This is a genomic window from Vreelandella sp. F11 (assembly GCF_042466685.1).
Taxonomy (GTDB): domain Bacteria; phylum Pseudomonadota; class Gammaproteobacteria; order Pseudomonadales; family Halomonadaceae; genus Vreelandella.
On record NZ_CP170448.1, the window covers coordinates 2,457,707 to 2,475,894 of the forward strand.

An 18,188-nucleotide genomic window follows, 5' to 3' on the forward strand; every position below is an offset into this window, starting at 1 on the left:
CATGAGCGAAACAGCTTTAATCTTTATAGACGTTGAGACCACCGGCACCCGGACGACTCGGGATAGGATTACTGAAATAGCCGCCCTTAAAGTCGTCAACGGCGAGCTAGTGGATCGCTGGACAAGCTTAATAAATCCAGAGTGCAAAGTGCCCGCGCAGATTACCCAACTGACGGGGATTCGTGATGACATGCTGGTGGATGCGCCCCGCTTCACACAGATAGCCGAATCATTTCGGGAGTGGTTAGGTGACGGTCAGCTAGTGGCCCACAATGCGCGCTTTGACTATGGCTTTCTGCGCAACGAATTTAAGCGCGCCGGGCAGGAATACCGCGCGTCATTGCTATGCACGCTACGCTTATCACGCCGGATAGCGCCTCAAGAGCGCCAGCACAACCTGAAAGCACTGCTGAGTCGCTACGCCATCACCTCCATCCGCCAACACCGTGCTGGAGACGACGTAGAGGCGCTGTGGTCACTCTGGCAAGCGTGGCAAGTTGAGCACAGCGATGAAGCGTGGCAGCGCCTACTGGGGGATGAGCGCCGCCACCGCACACTGCCCGCCCATCTGGATAGCGCCCAGTTGGAGGGTTTGCCTGCCTGCCCCGGCGTTTATCTGTTTTACGGCCATAACCGGCTGCCACTCTACGTGGGCAAAAGCATCAATCTGCGCAGCCGTGTGCTGGGGCATTTTCAGCGCGACCACCATGACGATAAAGAGATGCGCCTCGCCCAACAGGTGCAGCACATCGAGTGGGAAGAGACTGCTGGAGATTTAGGCGCCCAGTTGCGTGAAGCGCAGCTGGTGAAAACGTTAATGCCGATTATGAACCGCCAACTACGCAAGCAGCGTAAGTTAACGACCTGGCACTGGGCCGAGGAAGCCGACCATCCTGAGTTACTCAGTGGGAGCGCCCTGAGCCAGCCGCTGAACCGGCCACAAGGTGGCACGCTGTATGGGTTGTTTCGTAATGCCCGAGAGGCCAAGAGCGCGCTGCGTGGGATTGCCGAGGAGCAACAGCTCTGCCCTCGGGTACTAGGGCTTGAAAAAGGTAAGGGGCGCTGTTTTGCCAACCAGGTGGGCAAGTGCCTTGGAGCGTGCAATGGTCAGGAGTCAATAGCTGCACATACCCAGCGGGCAAAGGCAGCGCTCAAACAGCTTCAGGTCAATGTGTGGCCCTGGCCAGGCAGTATTGCAATTGAAGAACAGCCAGCGGGCAGTGCAGCCCCCGCCTGGCATGTTGTCCGCCAATGGTGTTACCTGGGCAGTGCATCAAGCCTTAACAAAGCACAAACTCTGGCGGAAACGTCGGCAAGTTTCGATGTGGATAGCTACCGAATTTTGAACCGCTTCTTACGCTACCCGGAGCAGCACGGCTTGACGATTACGCCACTCTGAAAACACCGCACGGCTTGCTCTTCGCCTACTCCAAACGCATCTACTGGGCGTCCAAGAATGCCATAACCGCCTGCTGAAAGGCGTCTGGCTGGTCGGCGTGTAGCCAGTGGCCGGCATTTTTAAGCGTTACCACCCGGGCGCGGGGCAATACTTCGCGCAGCGCGGGAATCATATCGTCAGCCACGTAGTGGGAATCGCCGCCGCGCAGCACTAGCGTCGCACCGTCGTAGGGCTGCTCACCATCCGGCACGTCAATAATGTCGCTATAGCCACGCTTAATCTGATCTAAGCCTACCCGTAGTGCCATCACGTTATCATCGTTACGGACGAGGTTCGTGGCCAAAAACAGCCGCGTGGGCCGGAAGTCCACATGCTCGGCCAGCAGGTCGTCCGCTTCACGGCGGTTTTTGGGCTGCCCCTCCCGCACACTCTCTAGCGCGGCGAAGACATCGTCATGGCCGTGGTCATAAGCCACCGGGGCAATATCCGCCACAATCAGCGACGCCACCCGCTCAGGCGCCAAGCGCGCCAGACTGATCGCCACTTTGCCGCCCATGGAGTGGCCCAGCACGTGAGCACGCTCAATCGAAAGCTTATCCAACAGCGCTATCACATCATCCGCCATGGTGGTGTAACGCATTCCCTCTGCATGGGGCGAGCGGCCATGGTTACGCAGATCCAGCGCAATCACCCGGCGGCTGCGCTGCCACACTTTCAAGTGCGATCGCCAATTATCGGCACTGCCCAGCAGGCCATGAATCACTACCAGCGGGACAGCATCTGCGGCGGCTTCTTCGGCGGGCATATCGATAAAATGGAGATCAACGGTGGCAGCGTCAGTCATGCTAGCTCCTAAGCCTTGCGGTGTCTGTGGTGTTTACACGGTTACGCCGTGCGGGGTGCAGCATCTACTTGATCTGTCCAAACCACCAAGCGGCGAGTCAACCAGGCAAGTAGCAAGCCATACAGCGGTAGGAAAAACAGCAGGCTGATGGCGAGCTTAATCGCATAGTCAACGGCGGCGATCTCTATCCAATGAGCGGCCATAAACGGATCTGGGCTGTTATAGAACGCTACCGAGAAGAATGCAAAGGTATCGGCCAGATTGCCCAGCACCGTTGAGCAAACGGGGGCGACCCACCATGCCCACTGACGCAAGCGGTCAAACACCTGGACATCTAACAACTGGCCGATCACATAGGCCAGGAAGCTAGCCAGGGCGATACGGGCGACAAACAGATTCCACTCCGAAAGTGCCTCAATCCCGGCAAAGCTGCCGCGGGGAAACACCACCGATACCACATAGGAGACCAGCAACGCGGGGAGCATCACGCGCAGAATAATTGATCGCGCCGGCCCTTTACCAAACAGACGTACCGTCAGGTCGGTGGCCAGAAAGATAAACGGGAAGCTAAATGCGCCCCAGGTGGTATGAAAGCCAAACAGCGTAAACGGTAGCTGAACGAGATAATTACTGGCGGCAATAATGCCGATATGAAAAGCCACCATCACCATTAGGCAACGGCGGTGCTGAGTCTCACTCAATGCAAACATGCGGGTAGACCTTTTTTTAATAGCGAAGAGGGGTTAGGGAACCCTCGGGGTAGTAAGCGCGCATTATACGGCTTCTGCGAGCTATTAAAAGTCGGGTAATAAAAGCCGCCCGCAATCCCGGGCGGCTGTAGCCTGCGAAACTTCAATCCAGCGGTGTGGCCCTGTCCGCTGCGCCTACCGAGCGCTCGCGCATGGCGGCGTGAACATCCGCCAGGCTGGTGGGATCGTCGATGGTTGAGGGAATAGCAAACTCTTTGCCGTCAGCAATCGTACGCAGCAGCTTGCGGAGAATCTTACCCGAGCGGGTTTTGGGTAATCTGTCGACCACTAACACCTGCTTGAAGCAGGCAATCGGGCCAATATGCTCGCGAACCCGGGCAATCAGCTCGGCCTCAAGCGTTGTTTCATCGCCATCAAAGCCATCTTTGGGAATCACCAGGCCAATCGGCAGTTGCCCTTTAAGATCGTCATGAATCCCAATCACCGCGCATTCGGCCACCGCGGGGTGTGCACCCACCACCTCTTCCATTTCACCGGTCGAGAGCCTGTGCCCTGCCACGTTAATGACGTCATCGGTGCGGCCCATAATGAACAGATAGCCCTGCTCATCAAAATAACCGCCATCGCCAGTTAAATAATAACCGGGGAACGCCGCCATATAGGCGCTGTGAAAGCGCTTCTCGTCGCGCCAAACGCCGGTCAAGCAGCCCGGCGGCATGGGCTGCTTGATCACCACACTGCCCTGCTCCATGGGTTTTGCCTGCTCGCCATCGCGGTTGAGCACTTGTACATTAAAACCGGGAACGGGAAAGGTCGCAGACCCTGCCTTGGTCGGCATAGGTTCAATACCAGGCAAGTTGGCGGCGATGGGCCAACCGGTTTCAGTTTGCCACCAGTGGTCAATGACCGGCACGTCCAACAGGTCATCCAGCCAGTGAAACGTAGGTGGGTCGAGGCGTTCGCCAGCTACGTAGAGGTGCTTTAGGCTGCTAATATCGTATTGCTGTAGCAGTTTGGCCTCGGGATCCTCTTTTTTAATCGCACGAAACGCCGTGGGCGCAGTGAAGAAGCTCTTCACCCGGTACTCTTCGATCAACCGCCAAAAACTGCCCGCATCGGGGGTTTTAACCGGTTTACCTTCATAGACCACCGTGGTGCAACCTATTAACAAAGGGGCGTAAACAATGTAGGAGTGCCCGACGACCCAGCCCACATCCGAGGCGGTAAAGAACACTTCGCCGGGCTCCATGGCATAAATCGCCTGCATCGAATAGGCCAGCGCCACCGCGTAGCCGCCGGTATCGCGCATCACACCTTTGGGCTTTCCGGTGGTGCCTGAGGTATAGAGGATATACAGCGGATGGGTGCCCTTCACCGGCACGCACTCAGCAAATGGCGCCTTCGCTACTAGCGCTTCCCAGTCGTGGTCGCCTGCCCCCAATTCAGCCCGGTGCGCTTCACGCTGATAAACCACACAGGCATCCGGCTTATGAGCGCTTAATTCAACGGCTTGGTCTACCATTGGTTTATAAGGCAACACCTTGCCTAGCTCGATGCCGCAGGAAGCGGCAACCACTACTTTAGGCTCGGCGTCTTCAATCCGCGCCGCCAGCTCATGGGGGGCGAAGCCACCAAAGACCACCGAGTGAATGGCGCCAAGTCGGGCGCAGGCGTACATGGCTACCAGGGCTTCGGGGATCATCGGCATATAGATCACCACGCGATCACCCTTGGTGACACCCAGTTGCGTTAAGGCGCCAGCAAAATACGCCACCTTATCGCGCATCTCGCGGTAGCTAATGGTTTTTTTGGCCTGCGCTGCGGGCGAGTCCCAGAAAATTGCTGCCTGGTCTCCACGTCCATTTTCGACATGATAATCCAGTGCAGCGTAGCTAAGGTTCATTTCACCGTCGCTAAACCAACGAGCATGCCCTTGTCCAGAGCCCTGCTCATCGTAGCTGAGTATGGTTTTCGGCGGCGTGTACCAGGGAATTCGCTTGGCCTGCTCGGCCCAGAACGATTCAGGGTGTTCTATGGAGCGTTGGAAGGTGTGTTGGTAGCGGCTCATGGTGTCCCTATCTTTTTTGTAGTAACGATGAAGAAGGATTGTTGACACTGTATAAATAAAACCGCTACTTCACCCTCATACTATGGGCTAAATAGCGACCAAAGCGGTAGACACGACAAAACATTGTCGACAAGATGAAGAAAAACTACCATTGATTAATCGTTAAACAACGGCTTGGACAAAACTCGCTAAATTACTGATCATTAAACAACTCTGATCCTCGCGACGCGACGATGCCTCGACAACGTACAACAATGCCTTTAAAACGACGCCTTTAAAACGACGCCTTTAAAACGACGCCTCTAAAACAATGCTTATAACACGCTGATGTAACAGTGTAGGCAAGGAGATCATTATGTCTGCTTCTACAAGCGCCGCTAAACGCCTGCTTGAACATAACTGTCGCGCGATTGAAGCGGGAACCAACCTGCTAAAAGCGTTAGCCAACGAGAAACGGCTGCAAATACTCTGCCTGCTTGCGGAGAAAGAGCTGTCAGTCACGCAAATTAATCAACAGCTTGCGTTAAGCCAGTCAGCGCTTTCGCAACATTTGGCTATTTTGCGACGTGATGAACTCGTCGATACCCGGCGGGAGTCACAAACTATCTATTACTCGTTAAGCAGTGAGAGCGCCAAGGCAGTGATCGATACCTTGGCGCACCATTACGCCGCATAACGTTTAAGGGTTTATTTTCAGCGCCGCTGCCACCCAGCGGCGTCGATTAGACCAAGCGCTTTCAGCGCAGCTTTTTCGACACCTTCCGATATAGCCAATCCCAGCTTACGACCAACGGTTTTAGGTGCTTCCAGCTTGACGGTTAGTACTTCCGCTTCGGCCATGCGCTCAACCAAATAGGCTTCGCTGGTACCCACGCTGTCGACAAGCTGAAGGGGCAGCGCTTCGCTACCGTACCAAATCTCCCCCGTGGCCAGGGTGTCGATATCCATGGAGGGGCGCCGTTCTGCCACATAGCGTTTAAACAAGCGGTGGGTATTCTCCAAGTCCTCTAAGAACTTTGCTTTGCCCTCTTCGGTATTTTCACCCAGCACGGTCAACGTGCGCTTGTATTTACCGGCGGTCAGCAGTTCGACATCAACATCGTGGCGCTTAAGCAGGCGGTGAATATTGGGCACTTGCGCCACCACGCCGATGGAGCCAATCACCGCGAAGGGCGCAGCCTTAATATGTTGCGCGGTGCAGGCCATCAGGTAACCACCGCTCGCCGCTACTTTGTCGATACACACGGTGGTGGTGAGCCCTGCGGTACGCAGCCGGTCTAACTGGGCTGCTGCCAACCCATAGGCATGCACCAAGCCCCCCGCAGATTCAAGGCGCACCACGACTTCATCATCTTTAGCGGCGACGTCGATAATAGCGGATACTTCTTGGGCAAAATGCTCGGCTTGTGAGGCTTTCAGATCGCCGTGGAAATCGAGCACCCAAACACGTGAGGCTGGGGCAGCGTCTTGCTCAGATTTATGCCCCTTCTGGCGCTTTTTATCTTCGTTGCGAAATAGTTTAAGCAGTTTTTTGCGCGCCCCAGGAAGCGTCGCGGCTAGCCGCAAACGCCGTCCACGGCGGCGGCGCTGATCGTTAAGTGGCTCGACGGTAAGCTTCAGTTCGCTCTCTTTATCTTGCCTGGTTCGCGCAATCATCAGCAGGCCAATGCCTATCAGCGCCATCACAATGGTGGTCTGCACAACAAAGGTGCCTAATTCTGCTACCCATTCACTCATTGACGTTCTCCATTAGGGGGGTGATTCCTTTATGACGAGTACTTTGGACATATACCTGTGCGGGGTTTGGCTACAGTGCTTGATTGGAACGCACGTATGAAATAACCTCGCTTGCCTTTACGATTGTTTATTTGAGTAGTGGTCGCTAACCTTGGCCTCAACTACTTAAGCTCCATCTACTTCACTGAGAGATATGTTATGTCTAACAATACCCTTGAGAAGCTAAAAGCGCGTTTCAATCCGCAAGCAGCAAAGGGCATGAATGAAGTTTTCCAGTTTCACTTTACCGATGCTGGCAGCTACTACTTAAACATCCAAGATGGCACGCTGGACGTACAAGAGGGTGAGCACGACGATCCTTCTGTCAGCTTAAGCCTAACCACCGACACGCTGAAAGGCATTATGAGCGGCGAGATCAATGGCATGACGGCCTTTATGACCGGCAAGCTGAAAGCAACCGGTAACGTCATGCTGGCGACTAAGCTGACGAGCTTATTCCCTAGCGAATAATCGTTATCTCGGCACGCGGCGCCGCTCACTCTTCGCGCCAGCGTGCCAAATGCGTTTCGATCAGCTCGCGGGATATCGAGTACGGCGGCGGCAGAGAGGGCAACTGACGGGGTGAAAACCACGCTGCATCGCTAATCTCTACTCCATCGATGCGAATGCGTCGAGTGGTGGCTTCAGCGAAATAACCAAACATTAGCGAATGCGGAAATGGCCACGCCTGACTCTGGTGATAGCGCAGTTGATCGATATGCACGCCCACTTCTTCAAACACCTCACGGTGCACCGCCTCTTCCGCTGACTCCCCCGGCTCGATAAAACCGGCCAAGGTGGAGTAGCGCCCCGGTGGAAAGCGTGGACTGCGGGCGAGCAGCATTGCCTCCCCACTGGTCACCAGCGTGATAATGCACGGTGAAATTCGCGGATAGTTGCGATGCCCGCAGGCGTGGCAATGCATAGCGAATTCCGCCGTAAGCTTGGTGGCCGGTGCGCCACAGCGGCCACAGAAGCGATGGTTCTCTAACCATGCCCCCACCTGCAACGCCGTAGAGAGCAGGCTGAACCAGGCGGTGGAAAGTTCACTCATCCATTGGCGACCATCAATCCAACCGCTTTCGGCCTGGGGCTCAACAAGCAGCGCCACCGGCTCATCATTCCAGTAACAGAGCGGCTGCATCTGCTCTGTCCAGGGTTGATGGGGCTGAAGCGGGGTGAGCTCTTCACTACCGTTTAAGGGTGCGGGCGCCAATAGGCTACGCGACAGTCGAATAACTCTACCGGCCTGTTCGTGATGGGGTATTTCTCGCCTAAGCATCGCTGGCCGCACCTTCAAACCAGTTCAGTTGATGCGCTGCGCACTTGGCCTGGTGAGCAGCTCGCTCTTCGTCGGTGGGCCGCACCACGCGTAGTTGGCCGGGCGTTAAAGAGAGACGCTGAATCGACATCCCTTCATTGGAGGTGTCCGCCTGCTCCTGCTCCGCTGCGGTGGCCGCGTCCAAGGTCAGCGCGGTTTGCCCACCGGTCATCGCCAGGTAGACCTCGGCCAGGATCTCCGAGTCTAACAGTGCGCCGTGCAATACCCGGTGGCCGTTGTCGATATCATAGCGCTTGCATAAGGCATCCAGGCTATTGCGTTGGCCGGGGTGCATCTTCCGCGCCATGGTCAGCGTATCCAATACACCGCAATGATCTCTAACCGGCCCCAATACAGGGGATTTTCGCTGCTGGTTCAACATGCCCAGCTCGTGGTCAATAAAGCCCACATCGAAGGGGGCGTTATGAATCACCAGCTCGGCACCTTCGATAAATGCCCAAAACTCATCGGCAATGGCCGCGAACACCGGCTCGTTAGCGACTTTGGCGTCATCAATCCCGTGAACGGCGACTACTTCGGCGTCGATATGCCGCTCAGGATTGATGTATTGGTGATAAGTGCGACCAGTGAAGCGTCGATTAACCATCTCAATAGCACCGATTTCGACCAGCCGATGCCCCTCTTTTGGGTCGATGCCCGTGGTTTCAGTATCCAAGATCACCTGACGCATCATGCTCTCCTCTTCTGGTGCTCATCAATCGCTTCGTTGGCTAACGCATCGGCACGCTCATTGCCTGGATGACCGCTATGCCCTTTCACCCAGTGCCACTCGACCTGGTGGCGCTGGGTCTCTTCGTGGAGGGTCTTCCACAGCTCGGCATTTTTGACCGGTTGCTTGGCAGCGGTTTTCCAGCCGCGCTTGATCCAGTTGTGAATCCACTGGGTGATGCCCTGACGAACATACTGAGAGTCCGTCCAGAGAGCCACTTCACACGGGGTATTAAGCGTGCGTAGCGCCATAATCGCAGCCATTAACTCCATGCGATTATTAGTGGTTTCGGCCTCATAGCCTTTCAAGGTTTTCTCATGCTCGCCACTCGCCAGCACTACGCCCCACCCGCCGGGGCCTGGATTGCCCCTACAAGCCCCATCGGTATACACCGTTACCCGAGGTAGATGTCCGGCCGCCTCTTTAGTCAATCTCTTGATCCCTTGGTTTTTGTAGAACAGGTTTCTGTAAAACAGACTTCCGTAAAATTGATTTCTGTAAATCAGTTTGCCGTGCTTGAGTTTGATGCGTTGGAGGTGCTTGATGGGATTGATAGTGGGCGGATGAGCCAGAGCGGGTAACCCCCAGCGATGCCGGTGACACTGGCGCCTTCAAACCAAATTTCAAACGCTGCACCGGCGCTTGGCGCTGCTGACGACGCGCCTGAATCATATAACTTTCGCCCAGCGGCAAATTATGCCGCCGTCCTAACGACTCCCAATACTCACCGCACTTGGCGTTCATCCGCCCGCGAAAGCAGCAATAGTCTACCCGCTCCACCTCAAAGTCGACAAACGCCAGCCAGTCGCGCAGACGACTTGCCGAGCGCCAGGTTCCGCTCCAGGGAAACGTCTGCTGATGCTTGCGCAACTGCCGGGCAAGACCGCTCACACCTATTGGGTTAAAGCCAAACAGCACTAATATGCCGTTGTCAGCGGTCACCCGCGCGGCCTCTTGCAGAGTGAAGTGGGCATCGGTTAAGTGCTCAAGCCAGTGGTGAATGACCATCACATCCAGGCAGCGATCGGGCAGTGCGAACTGATCCGGTGGGCAAACTAAAGTGCTATCGCTTTCGGCTAGCTGACGCGTGGGCGACCAGCGTATAGAGTGCGCGATAGCCGACATGGTCATCAGTGCCGGCCCCATACTCATTTCCAGGCTATGGCCGCCCACACGTGATTCCACCACGGGCCCTAAGCAGGCTCGCTGGGTTTCCCACAGCGAACGCCCCGCTTCTGATTGCCAATAAGGCTGGCTACTTTGTAAGCGCTTAGCCAGTGTCGTGGCCGTCGTCGAATTTGACATGAACAGCGCTTCCCTCCACAGTAACGGCTTTTTAACGCCTTTTACGCACCGATTTAGCGCTAATAAGCGCAATGTTTGATGTGTTTTTTCGTAACTTAAAGGATCTCGCCGATGATGAGCGTGACACCGATCCCCGCCCTAAGCGACAACTATATTTGGCTATTAAGACAAGATACCAGTCAAAGTGTTTGTGTGGTGGATCCCGGTGAAGCTGCCCCGGTGATCGAGTTTCTTGAGCGTGAATCGCTAACCCTCAGCTGTATTCTGATTACCCACCATCATCATGATCATACCGGTGGTTTAGCGGAGTTAATTAAACGCTACGCCCCCCACGTGATTGGCCCGGCCAATCCTGAAATTGAAGGCATTGATGAACACGTGGGTGACGGTGACGAAGTCCGCATCATGGGGCGCCTTTTTGACGTCATGGCGACCCCCGGCCATACGCTGGATCATATCAGCTACTTCACCGCAGGTATCCCTGCACTACTGTTCTGTGGCGACACGCTGTTTTGCGCGGGCTGTGGTCGTTTATTTGAGGGTACACCAGAGCAGATGTATACCGCGCTGAAAAAATTTGCGGAACTCCCTGAAGATACGCTGGTCTTTGCAGCCCATGAGTACACTCAGGCAAACCTGACGTTTGCCCGTGCTGCGGATCCTGAAAACGAAGACGTCAAACACGCCTTGCAGGAGTGTGAAAAGGCGCGGGCATTGGATCGCCCCACCTTACCCAGCACGATAGGACGCGAGCTGAAAATTAATCCCTACCTTCGCGTGGGCACTGATAGCGTGCGCCAGGCGGCAGGTACCCAGGGTGTTAATAATGATGATCTCGCTACGTTCACCACTCTGCGTGAGTGGAAGAACCGTTTTTAAGAACGCTATCGAAACCAAACGAATGCAACTATGACCTATCGAACGATTCGCCAGCGCTTGATGCTGAGCGCTGGCAGTACCGTAATTATGGGCCTAATGTTAGCCGCTGCGGCAAGCTCTCAAGCCTCTGCTACAGCTTATGAAGGATCTACTGCTTCAACAAGTACATCAGTAGACGCTACAAAACCTCGCCCCACACCGTTTCAAATCCATTTTTGGGAGGCGCTGGAGCTAAAACCCCAAGACGCCTGGACGACGCTGCGTAATAGTTTTCAGTGGCAAGAGAAGTCGCTGCCAGCCGAGGCCCAAGCGCGGGTAGATGAATGGATTGAGTACTACCGTTCAAGCCCCGAAAACATTGCCACTATTACCGAGCGCGCCTCCCCTTGGCTCGCCTGGATTACCCAGCAGGTTAGCGAACGCGGCCTACCGGGTGAAGTAGCACTCATTCCTTTCGTAGAGAGTTCCTTTGACCCCGGTGCGCGAAGTCATCGCGGTGCCGCGGGGCTTTGGCAGTTTATGCCTGGCACCGGTGATGCATTGGGCCTGGTTCGCAACGGAAACTACGATGGCCGGTTAGACGTTTTAACCTCCACCGAGGCAGCGCTGGACTACTTGGAAATGCAGGCTGACCAGTGGTACGAAGGCGACCTGATGCTCTCATTAGCCGCTTATAACGCCGGAGCTGGAACGGTTAATCGCGCGTTACGGCAAGCCCAAAGCCAAGGCTTGAAGGGTGACTACTGGGATCTCTCGCTACCCCATGAAACCATGCAGTACGTACCCAAGCTGAAAGCCATCGCGACGATCATTGATGCGCCTGAAGAGTACGGCGTCAGCTTGCCGGAGATACACGTTGACCCGGCCTTCGCGAAAGTTAAGCTGGCCCATGCAGTGACACTCTCGGAAGCCTCACAACTGCTGGATGTCAGCCAAACCGCGTTAGCCGAATTAAACCCTGGCCTGCTGAATGGCAGTATTGATCCTCGTAGTGCCCAGACGCTGCTGGTTCCTGAAGAAGTGGATACGCAGATGCTTGCGCAACTTGCACAGGGTGGTAACCAGGCATCAGAAAGTAATCAGGCGGTAGCGCAAAACAGCCGTGCCACTACTCATCGCGTTGAAAGAGGCGATAGTCTCTCCGCGATCGCTGCCCGGTATAATGTAGATCAACAGGATCTTATCCGCTGGAATGCGATTGACCGCCCCAGCGCTTTACAACCAGGCCAGTTGTTGACACTTTCAGGGCGTTAAACCGGGTTAACTAATTGGCTTTGTTCACATGGGATGTCTCCAATGCCGCGTGGTTTGTTTTTTGCGAAATCGCTTCTACTCATCAGTGGCTTGCTGTTCAACGCATCGATACTGGCTTCAGAAACGATAGCGCCAGAGTCGACCTCTAACAGTGATTCGTCTATCACCTCCCCTCGCGCTAATAGCGTGGTAGGTGATCTAAACACAGACGAACACAATGGAGTGCCGGTTGAAACCGTTCACGGGCTATCGCTTTACGATAGCCCTGCCCTAGAGGCTGGCTTTCCCTACTTCCCTCATGTAAATCCCCAGGCTCCCAAAGGCGGCACGATAACCCATACTGCCGTGGGGAGCAGTTTTGACTCGACCAATCCGTTTATCATTCGTGGTACGCCGGTAACCGGCATCTCACAAATTTACGACACTCTGATGGCCAGCAACCCCAATGAGCCCTTTAGCCTCTACGGCCTGTTGGCTGAGGGTGTGCGCCTTGACCCAGAAAGAGATTGGATTGAGTTCGACCTGCGGCCAGAAGCGCGTTTCCAAGATGGCGAACCGGTCACCGCCTACGATGTGGTGTTCTCCCTTAATTTGCTTCGCGAGAAGGGCAATCCGTTTTACGCCAGCTACTACGCGGGGGTAGAAGAAGCCATCGCCCTGAATGAGCATCAGGTACGTTTTACCTTTAACGATACCGAGTCACGGGAACTGCCGTTAATCGTTGCCCAACTGCCCATACTTCCCCGCCATTACTGGGAGCCCCGAGATTTCACCTCGCCGACGCTGGCCGCACACCCAGGTTCCGGGCCCTACCGTATTAGCGAGGTAGACCCTGGCCGGCGAATTGTTTATCAGCGCGATGAGAATTACTGGGGTAAGGATTTGCCGGTCAACGTTGGTCGTTACAATATTGATCGCATCATTTACGACTACTACCGTGACCGCGATATTGCCTGGGAAGCCTTTAAAGCGGGGCTGACGGACTTCCGTACCGATGCCCGCGCCGCCACCTGGGCAATTGGCTATAACTTTCCAGCCTATGAAGAGGGCTTGGTTAAGCGGCTAACAGTGCCTGACGTTAATCCATCGATGATGCAGGCGTTTGTTTTCAACCTGCGTAAAGAGAAGTTCCAAGATCCGAGGGTGCGGGAAGCGTTGAGCCTGACCTTCGATTTTCCGTGGCTCAACACCAATATTTTTTACGGCACTTACCAGCGCACCGAGAGCTTTTTCCAAAACTCTGAAATGGAAGCCACCGGCTTACCCTCTGAAGAAGAGTTGGCACTATTAGAGCCTTTCCGCGAAGAGTTAATAGCCTCTCATGGCTCCGACCGCCTCTTTACCGAGCCGCTGCCCATTGAACAGCCCACTGATTTGCGCGAGAGGCTACGCAAAGCGCTCGACCTGCTGCGCGAGGCAGGTTATCGCGTTGAGGACGGCGTGCTAGTCAATCAGGAGACTGGACGGGCGTTAAGCCTGGAAGTATTGCTCTACGACTCAGGCCTTGAGCGGGTCGTTCAACCCATGCTGCGTAACATGGCCCGCTTGGGAGTGCAGACATCGCTGCGTATCGTTGATATTAATCAATATTTAAACCGGCAGCGCAATTACGACTATGACATAGTGATCAGCCATTTCCCGCAGTCGAACAATCCGGGCAATGAGCAGCGTGACTTCTGGACCAGTGCCGCCGCCGAGGCGCCGCAAAGCCGTAACCGGATGTCACTGGCGCACCCTGCAGTCGATGCACTGGTGGAGGAGATCATTAGCGCTGATGGCCGCGAAGAGCTGGATACCGCCACCCGTGCGCTGGATCGGGTGCTGCGCTGGGGATTTTATGTCATTCCCCACTACCACTCTGGGGAGACCCGAATCGCCATTTGGGATAAGTTCGGCTACCCCGAACCGTTCCCAGCGTATGCCATGGATCTGGATGCGTGGTGGGTAGACACTGACCGTGAAGCAGAACTGCAGCGCCGTCAACGTGGACGCTAACGCTGGCTGGATGACAACGACTTAATCGCAACGGCTTATCCTCAACGGTTTCATCGTCATAAACCTCGGAGTGCTCTGTGGCCCGTTATACCTTACGCCGACTGCTGCTCATGATTCCGACCCTGTTCGGGATCATGCTTCTCAATTTTATGATTGTTCAGGCGGCGCCGGGCGGGCCAATTGATCAAATGTTGGCGCGTTTTGAAGGCGCCAACGCTATGGCCAGCACACGCCTGGATATGGGCGGCGCCGACGTCCAGGTCAGCGATGACTCTCGGGGCGCCCGTGGCATTGACCCGCGCTTTATCGAGCAGCTAGAACAGCAGTTTGGTTTTGACAAACCCGCCCACGAGCGCTTTATCGGCATGATGGCGGACTACCTCACCCTCGATTTTGGTACCAGCTTCTTCCGTGATCGACCGGTCATCGAGCTGATGATCGAACGACTGCCAGTCTCTATTTCTCTGGGGCTCTGGACGACACTGCTGGTCTACTTAATCTCCATCCCGTTAGGAATCAAAAAAGCACTGCGCCACGGCTCCCGGTTTGACGTCTGGTCGTCGGGCTTAGTGATCGTTGGCTATGCCATTCCAGGTTTTCTGTTTGCCATCCTGCTTATTGTGCTGTTTGCCGGAGGCACTTATTGGGACTTTTTCCCCCTACGTGGCCTGACCTCGCCTGACTTTGACCAGCTTTCCGCCTGGGGCAAGGTCAAAGACTACTTCTGGCACATCACACTGCCAGTGATCGCCGCCTCGATCGGCAGCTTTGCCACGCTGACGATGCTGACCAAAAACAGCTTTCTCGATGAGATTCACAAACAGTATGTTATAACCGCCCGCGCCAAAGGCGCCGACGAACGGCGCGTTCTCTATGGCCATGTATTCCGCAACGCCATGTTGATCATTATTGCGGGTCTACCCTCTGCCATGATCGGTATTTTCTTCACCGGCGCGCTGCTCATCGAAGTAATCTTCTCCCTGGATGGGCTGGGCCTGCTCGGTTTTGAGGCGGTCATGCAGCGGGATTACCCGGTGATATTTGGCACCCTCTTCCTGTATACCGTGATCGGCTTAATCCTCAAGCTGATTTCCGATTTGACTTACGTGTGGGTCGACCCGCGTATCGATTTTTCGACCCGGGAGTCGTGATAATGGCCTCGTTATCGTCACGTTTATCACCCATTACTCGCCGGCGACTGGCGGCTTTTAAAGCCAATCGTCGTGCCCGGGTGTCCCTCTGGCTATTTGCCGCGCTGTTTATCCTTAGCCTGTTTGCCGAGCTGATTGCCAACGACAAACCAATCATTATGCAGTACGACGACCAGTGGTACTTCCCCATGCTGGTGGACTATCCGGAAACCGAATTTGGTGGCTTCCTCCCCACCCGCACGGACTATCTGGATCCTTTTGTGCAGCAACAGATTAAAGACCACGGCTGGGCGCTGTGGCCCATTATTCCTTTTTCCTACCAGACCCTGGATATGAATATGACCCGCCCCTCTCCGGCCCCACCGGATAGCCGCCACTGGCTGGGCACCGATGACCAGGGACGGGATGTAACCGCACGAGTGATTTATGGTTTCCGGCTTTCGGTTGCCTTTGCCCTGGTACTCACTGCAGGGTCATTAGTGATGGGTGTGGCGATAGGCGGTGTACAAGGCTACTTTGGCGGCAAAATTGATTTGATCGGTCAGCGGTTCACCGAAATTTGGTCCGGCTTGCCGGTGCTGTTCCTGCTGATTATTTTGGCCAGCTTTGTGCAACCAGGTTTTTGGTGGTTACTGGGGATTATGCTGCTTTTCTCATGGTTGGGCTTGGTCGACATCGTACGTGCCGAGTTCCTGCGCGCGCGCAATCTGGAGTATGTGCGCGCGGCCAAAGCCATGGGCCTGCCGTCACGCCTGATTATGTGGCGTCACGTGCTGCCCAATGCCATGGTGGCCACCCTCACGTTTATTCCGTTTCTGTTTACCGGCGCCATTGGCACGCTCACCGCACTGGATTTCCTCGGTTTCGGCCTGCCCCCCGGCGCCCCCTCGCTAGGCGAGCTGGCGGCCCAGGGCAAAAATAATCTTCATGCTCCGTGGCTGGGTATTACGGCGTTTATGACTCTGGCCATCATGCTCTCACTGCTGGTCTTTATCGGCGAAGGCTTGCGCGATGCCTTTGATCCCCGTCACGTGCAGCAGCGCCAAGCGGGTACTGCCCAGGAGACTCAGCATGCCTAATCCCCTGCTGCGCATTGAACATCTTGATGTCGCTTTTGATGGCAACCCGGTGGTGCAGTCACTCTCACTTACCCTCAATGCGGGCGAAACCCTGGCCATTGTCGGTGAGTCCGGCTCCGGCAAATCCGTATCGGCGTTGGGTATGGTAAATCTGCTGCCCAGTAACGCTAGCGTTGAGGGTGAACGCTGGCTGGGTGATACCAACCTAGCCAACTTAACCGAAGCCCAGTGGAACGCTATACGCGGTAATCGCGTCGGCTTTATCTTTCAAGAACCGATGACCTCGCTTAACCCACTCCATCGCGTGGGTAAGCAGATCGGTGAAGCGCTCCGCCTTCATCAGGGGCTGCGTGGCGAGGCCGCCCGCCAACGCAGCAAAGCGCTACTGGAACAGGTGAAACTGCCGCGACCTGATGAGCTGCTGGATGCCTGGCCCCACCAGCTCTCGGGGGGGCAGCGCCAACGGGTAATGATTGCCATGGCGATTGCCAACAACCCATCGCTGCTGATTGCCGATGAGCCGACAACAGCGCTGGACGTTACCGTGCAACAGGACATTCTCGCCCTGCTGCGTGAACTACGCGATCACCATGGCATGGGTATGCTGTTTATCAGCCACGACTTGAATCTGGTACGCCGCTATGCGGATCGTATCTGCGTTATGTATCAGGGCCGTATTCAGGAGATCGGCCCGGTGGAGCAGGTCTTTCAGCACCCGCAAAGCGATTACACGAAGGCGCTGCTAGCCGCAGAACCGGAAGGGAGGCCCCAGCATATTGAGCAGACCGCCCCGCTACTAACAGCGCGTCAGTTGAGCGTCAGTTTCAAGCGGCCTAAAACCAGCCTGTTCAAGCGTCAGCCGCCCGCTTTCGTGGCACTTCAACCCACTGATTTCCATATTGCGCCGGGAGAAACCCTGGGCATTGTGGGTGAGTCCGGCTCGGGTAAAACCACGCTAGCCTCGGCTGTCATGCGGCTGGTCACCAGTCAAGGCGATGTGACGCTGGGCAGTGATAAACTAAGCGCCCTAACCGGCGATGCGTTACGTCGTCACCGGCATCGCCTACAGATGGTGTTTCAAGACCCCTATGGCGCCCTTTCACCGCGTATGCCGGTGTTTGATATCGTCAGCGAGGGCCTGCGCTTCCACTACCCTGACCTCTCCATTGAGGAAGTCGCCCAGCGGGTCAAGCAAACGCTGCACGAGGTAGGCTTGCCCGAAAGCTGTGCCGCCCGCTACCCTCATGAGTTTTCCGGCGGTCAGCGCCAGCGCATCGCCGTCGCCAGAGCGATTATCCTAGAGCCGGAGCTGCTGGTACTCGATGAGCCGACCTCGGCGTTAGACCGTACCGTCCAGAAGCAGCTGGTCGCCCTGTTGCGCGATCTACAGGTGCGTCGCCAGTTGAGTTATCTGTTTATTAGCCATGACCTAGCTGTCGTCCGCGCCATGGCCCACCGGATTATAGTGCTCAAAGATGGCGAAGTGGTTGAACAAGGCCCGTGCCTAGAGGTGCTTTCAGCTCCCCAGCACGCTTATACCCAAGCGCTGATTGCCGCAGCCCACCTAGCCCCTTAAGACGAAGCAACGGCTGACGGAACTGCTGGAAGGCAGTTTCGCTTACGACTTTTCCACCTGATTCGCACAATCTCTCGGTAATAACTTAGGGCAAACAAATA

General features: G+C 55.6%; 17 protein-coding genes. 9 read left to right on the top strand and 8 right to left on the bottom strand.

Translation table 11 applies throughout. The features are described from left to right. Position 1 precedes the first annotated feature (1 nt). Positions 2-1,399 carry a 3'-5' exonuclease family protein gene (locus ACFIOZ_RS11220; protein WP_386077531.1) on the top strand — a complete coding sequence of 466 codons (1,398 nt, stop codon included), beginning with the start codon at positions 2-4 and terminating at the stop codon, positions 1,397-1,399. Positions 1,400-1,439: 40 nt separating this feature from the next. Here ACFIOZ_RS11220 and ACFIOZ_RS11225 read toward each other — a convergent pair whose 3' ends face one another. The 3 genes from ACFIOZ_RS11225 to ACFIOZ_RS11235 all read right to left on the bottom strand — a co-directional run bounded on the left by ACFIOZ_RS11225 (position 1,440) and on the right by ACFIOZ_RS11235 (position 5,069). Further along, positions 1,440-2,243, bottom strand: coding sequence for an alpha/beta fold hydrolase (locus ACFIOZ_RS11225; RefSeq protein ID WP_386077534.1), 804 nt, complete (start codon positions 2,241-2,243; stop codon positions 1,440-1,442). A 41-nt stretch (positions 2,244-2,284) separates the two neighbouring features. After that, the gene (locus tag ACFIOZ_RS11230; protein ID WP_386077536.1) at positions 2,285-2,953 is read right to left on the bottom strand and encodes a 7-cyano-7-deazaguanine/7-aminomethyl-7-deazaguanine transporter; all 669 of its coding nucleotides are present in this window, start codon (positions 2,951-2,953) and stop codon (positions 2,285-2,287) included. A gap of 142 nt (positions 2,954-3,095) precedes the next feature. Then, positions 3,096-5,069, bottom strand: coding sequence for a propionyl-CoA synthetase (locus tag ACFIOZ_RS11235; protein ID WP_386077539.1), 1,974 nt, complete (start codon positions 5,067-5,069; stop codon positions 3,096-3,098). Between the two features lie 307 nt (positions 5,070-5,376). Here ACFIOZ_RS11235 and ACFIOZ_RS11240 point away from each other — a divergent pair, with 307 nt between their 5' ends. After that, entirely contained in the window at positions 5,377-5,697 is a 321-nt protein-coding gene (locus ACFIOZ_RS11240) for an ArsR/SmtB family transcription factor (protein ID WP_386077541.1), read from the top strand. Positions 5,698-5,714: 17 nt separating this feature from the next. Here the strand turns inward: ACFIOZ_RS11240 and sohB are convergent, their stop codons facing one another. Next, positions 5,715-6,758 carry a protease SohB gene (sohB, locus tag ACFIOZ_RS11245; RefSeq protein ID WP_386077544.1) on the bottom strand — a complete coding sequence of 348 codons (1,044 nt, stop codon included), beginning with the start codon at positions 6,756-6,758 and terminating at the stop codon, positions 5,715-5,717. 198 nt (positions 6,759-6,956) lie between these two features. Here sohB and ACFIOZ_RS11250 point away from each other — a divergent pair, with 198 nt between their 5' ends. Further along, positions 6,957-7,268: an SCP2 sterol-binding domain-containing protein gene (locus ACFIOZ_RS11250; RefSeq protein WP_064232695.1), complete on the top strand. Its 312-nt coding sequence runs from the start codon at positions 6,957-6,959 to the stop codon at positions 7,266-7,268. 25 nt (positions 7,269-7,293) lie between these two features. Here the strand turns inward: ACFIOZ_RS11250 and nudC are convergent, their stop codons facing one another. From nudC to ACFIOZ_RS11270, 4 genes are read right to left on the bottom strand one after another with little or no spacing between them, the layout of a single operon-like run. Then, the gene (gene nudC / locus ACFIOZ_RS11255; protein WP_386077548.1) at positions 7,294-8,079 is read right to left on the bottom strand and encodes an NAD(+) diphosphatase; all 786 of its coding nucleotides are present in this window, start codon (positions 8,077-8,079) and stop codon (positions 7,294-7,296) included. After that, positions 8,072-8,809: a DNA polymerase III subunit epsilon gene (dnaQ, locus tag ACFIOZ_RS11260; protein ID WP_386077551.1), complete on the bottom strand. Its 738-nt coding sequence runs from the start codon at positions 8,807-8,809 to the stop codon at positions 8,072-8,074. The genes nudC and dnaQ overlap by 8 nt, the downstream gene beginning before the upstream one ends. Continuing rightward, positions 8,809-9,279 carry a ribonuclease HI gene (gene rnhA, locus ACFIOZ_RS11265; RefSeq protein ID WP_088701389.1) on the bottom strand — a complete coding sequence of 157 codons (471 nt, stop codon included), beginning with the start codon at positions 9,277-9,279 and terminating at the stop codon, positions 8,809-8,811. Before rnhA ends, dnaQ begins: the two co-directional genes overlap by 1 nt. Next, complete coding sequence (locus tag ACFIOZ_RS11270) at positions 9,272-10,153, bottom strand: class I SAM-dependent methyltransferase (RefSeq protein ID WP_386077555.1); 882 nt, start codon at positions 10,151-10,153, stop codon at positions 9,272-9,274. The genes rnhA and ACFIOZ_RS11270 overlap by 8 nt, the downstream gene beginning before the upstream one ends. A 111-nt stretch (positions 10,154-10,264) precedes the next feature. Between ACFIOZ_RS11270 and gloB the strand changes: the two genes are divergently transcribed. From gloB to ACFIOZ_RS11300, 6 genes are all read left to right on the top strand, one after another. Beyond that, positions 10,265-11,032: a hydroxyacylglutathione hydrolase gene (gene gloB / locus ACFIOZ_RS11275; RefSeq protein WP_386077557.1), complete on the top strand. Its 768-nt coding sequence runs from the start codon at positions 10,265-10,267 to the stop codon at positions 11,030-11,032. Positions 11,033-11,062: 30 nt separating this feature from the next. Next, complete coding sequence (locus ACFIOZ_RS11280) at positions 11,063-12,286, top strand: transglycosylase SLT domain-containing protein (RefSeq protein WP_386077560.1); 1,224 nt, start codon at positions 11,063-11,065, stop codon at positions 12,284-12,286. Between the two features lie 42 nt (positions 12,287-12,328). Next, on the top strand, positions 12,329-14,281 hold the full coding sequence (locus ACFIOZ_RS11285) for an extracellular solute-binding protein (RefSeq protein WP_386077562.1): 1,953 nt from the start codon (positions 12,329-12,331) through the stop codon (positions 14,279-14,281). A gap of 77 nt (positions 14,282-14,358) precedes the next feature. After that, positions 14,359-15,432 carry a microcin C ABC transporter permease YejB gene (locus ACFIOZ_RS11290; RefSeq protein ID WP_386077564.1) on the top strand — a complete coding sequence of 358 codons (1,074 nt, stop codon included), beginning with the start codon at positions 14,359-14,361 and terminating at the stop codon, positions 15,430-15,432. Positions 15,433-15,434: 2 nt separating this feature from the next. Further along, positions 15,435-16,511, top strand: a complete 1,077-nt coding sequence (locus ACFIOZ_RS11295) for an ABC transporter permease (protein WP_190373171.1) — start codon at positions 15,435-15,437, stop codon at positions 16,509-16,511. Further along, positions 16,504-18,087, top strand: coding sequence for an ABC transporter ATP-binding protein (locus ACFIOZ_RS11300; protein WP_386077566.1), 1,584 nt, complete (start codon positions 16,504-16,506; stop codon positions 18,085-18,087). The genes ACFIOZ_RS11295 and ACFIOZ_RS11300 overlap by 8 nt, the downstream gene beginning before the upstream one ends. Positions 18,088-18,188 lie beyond the last annotated feature (101 nt).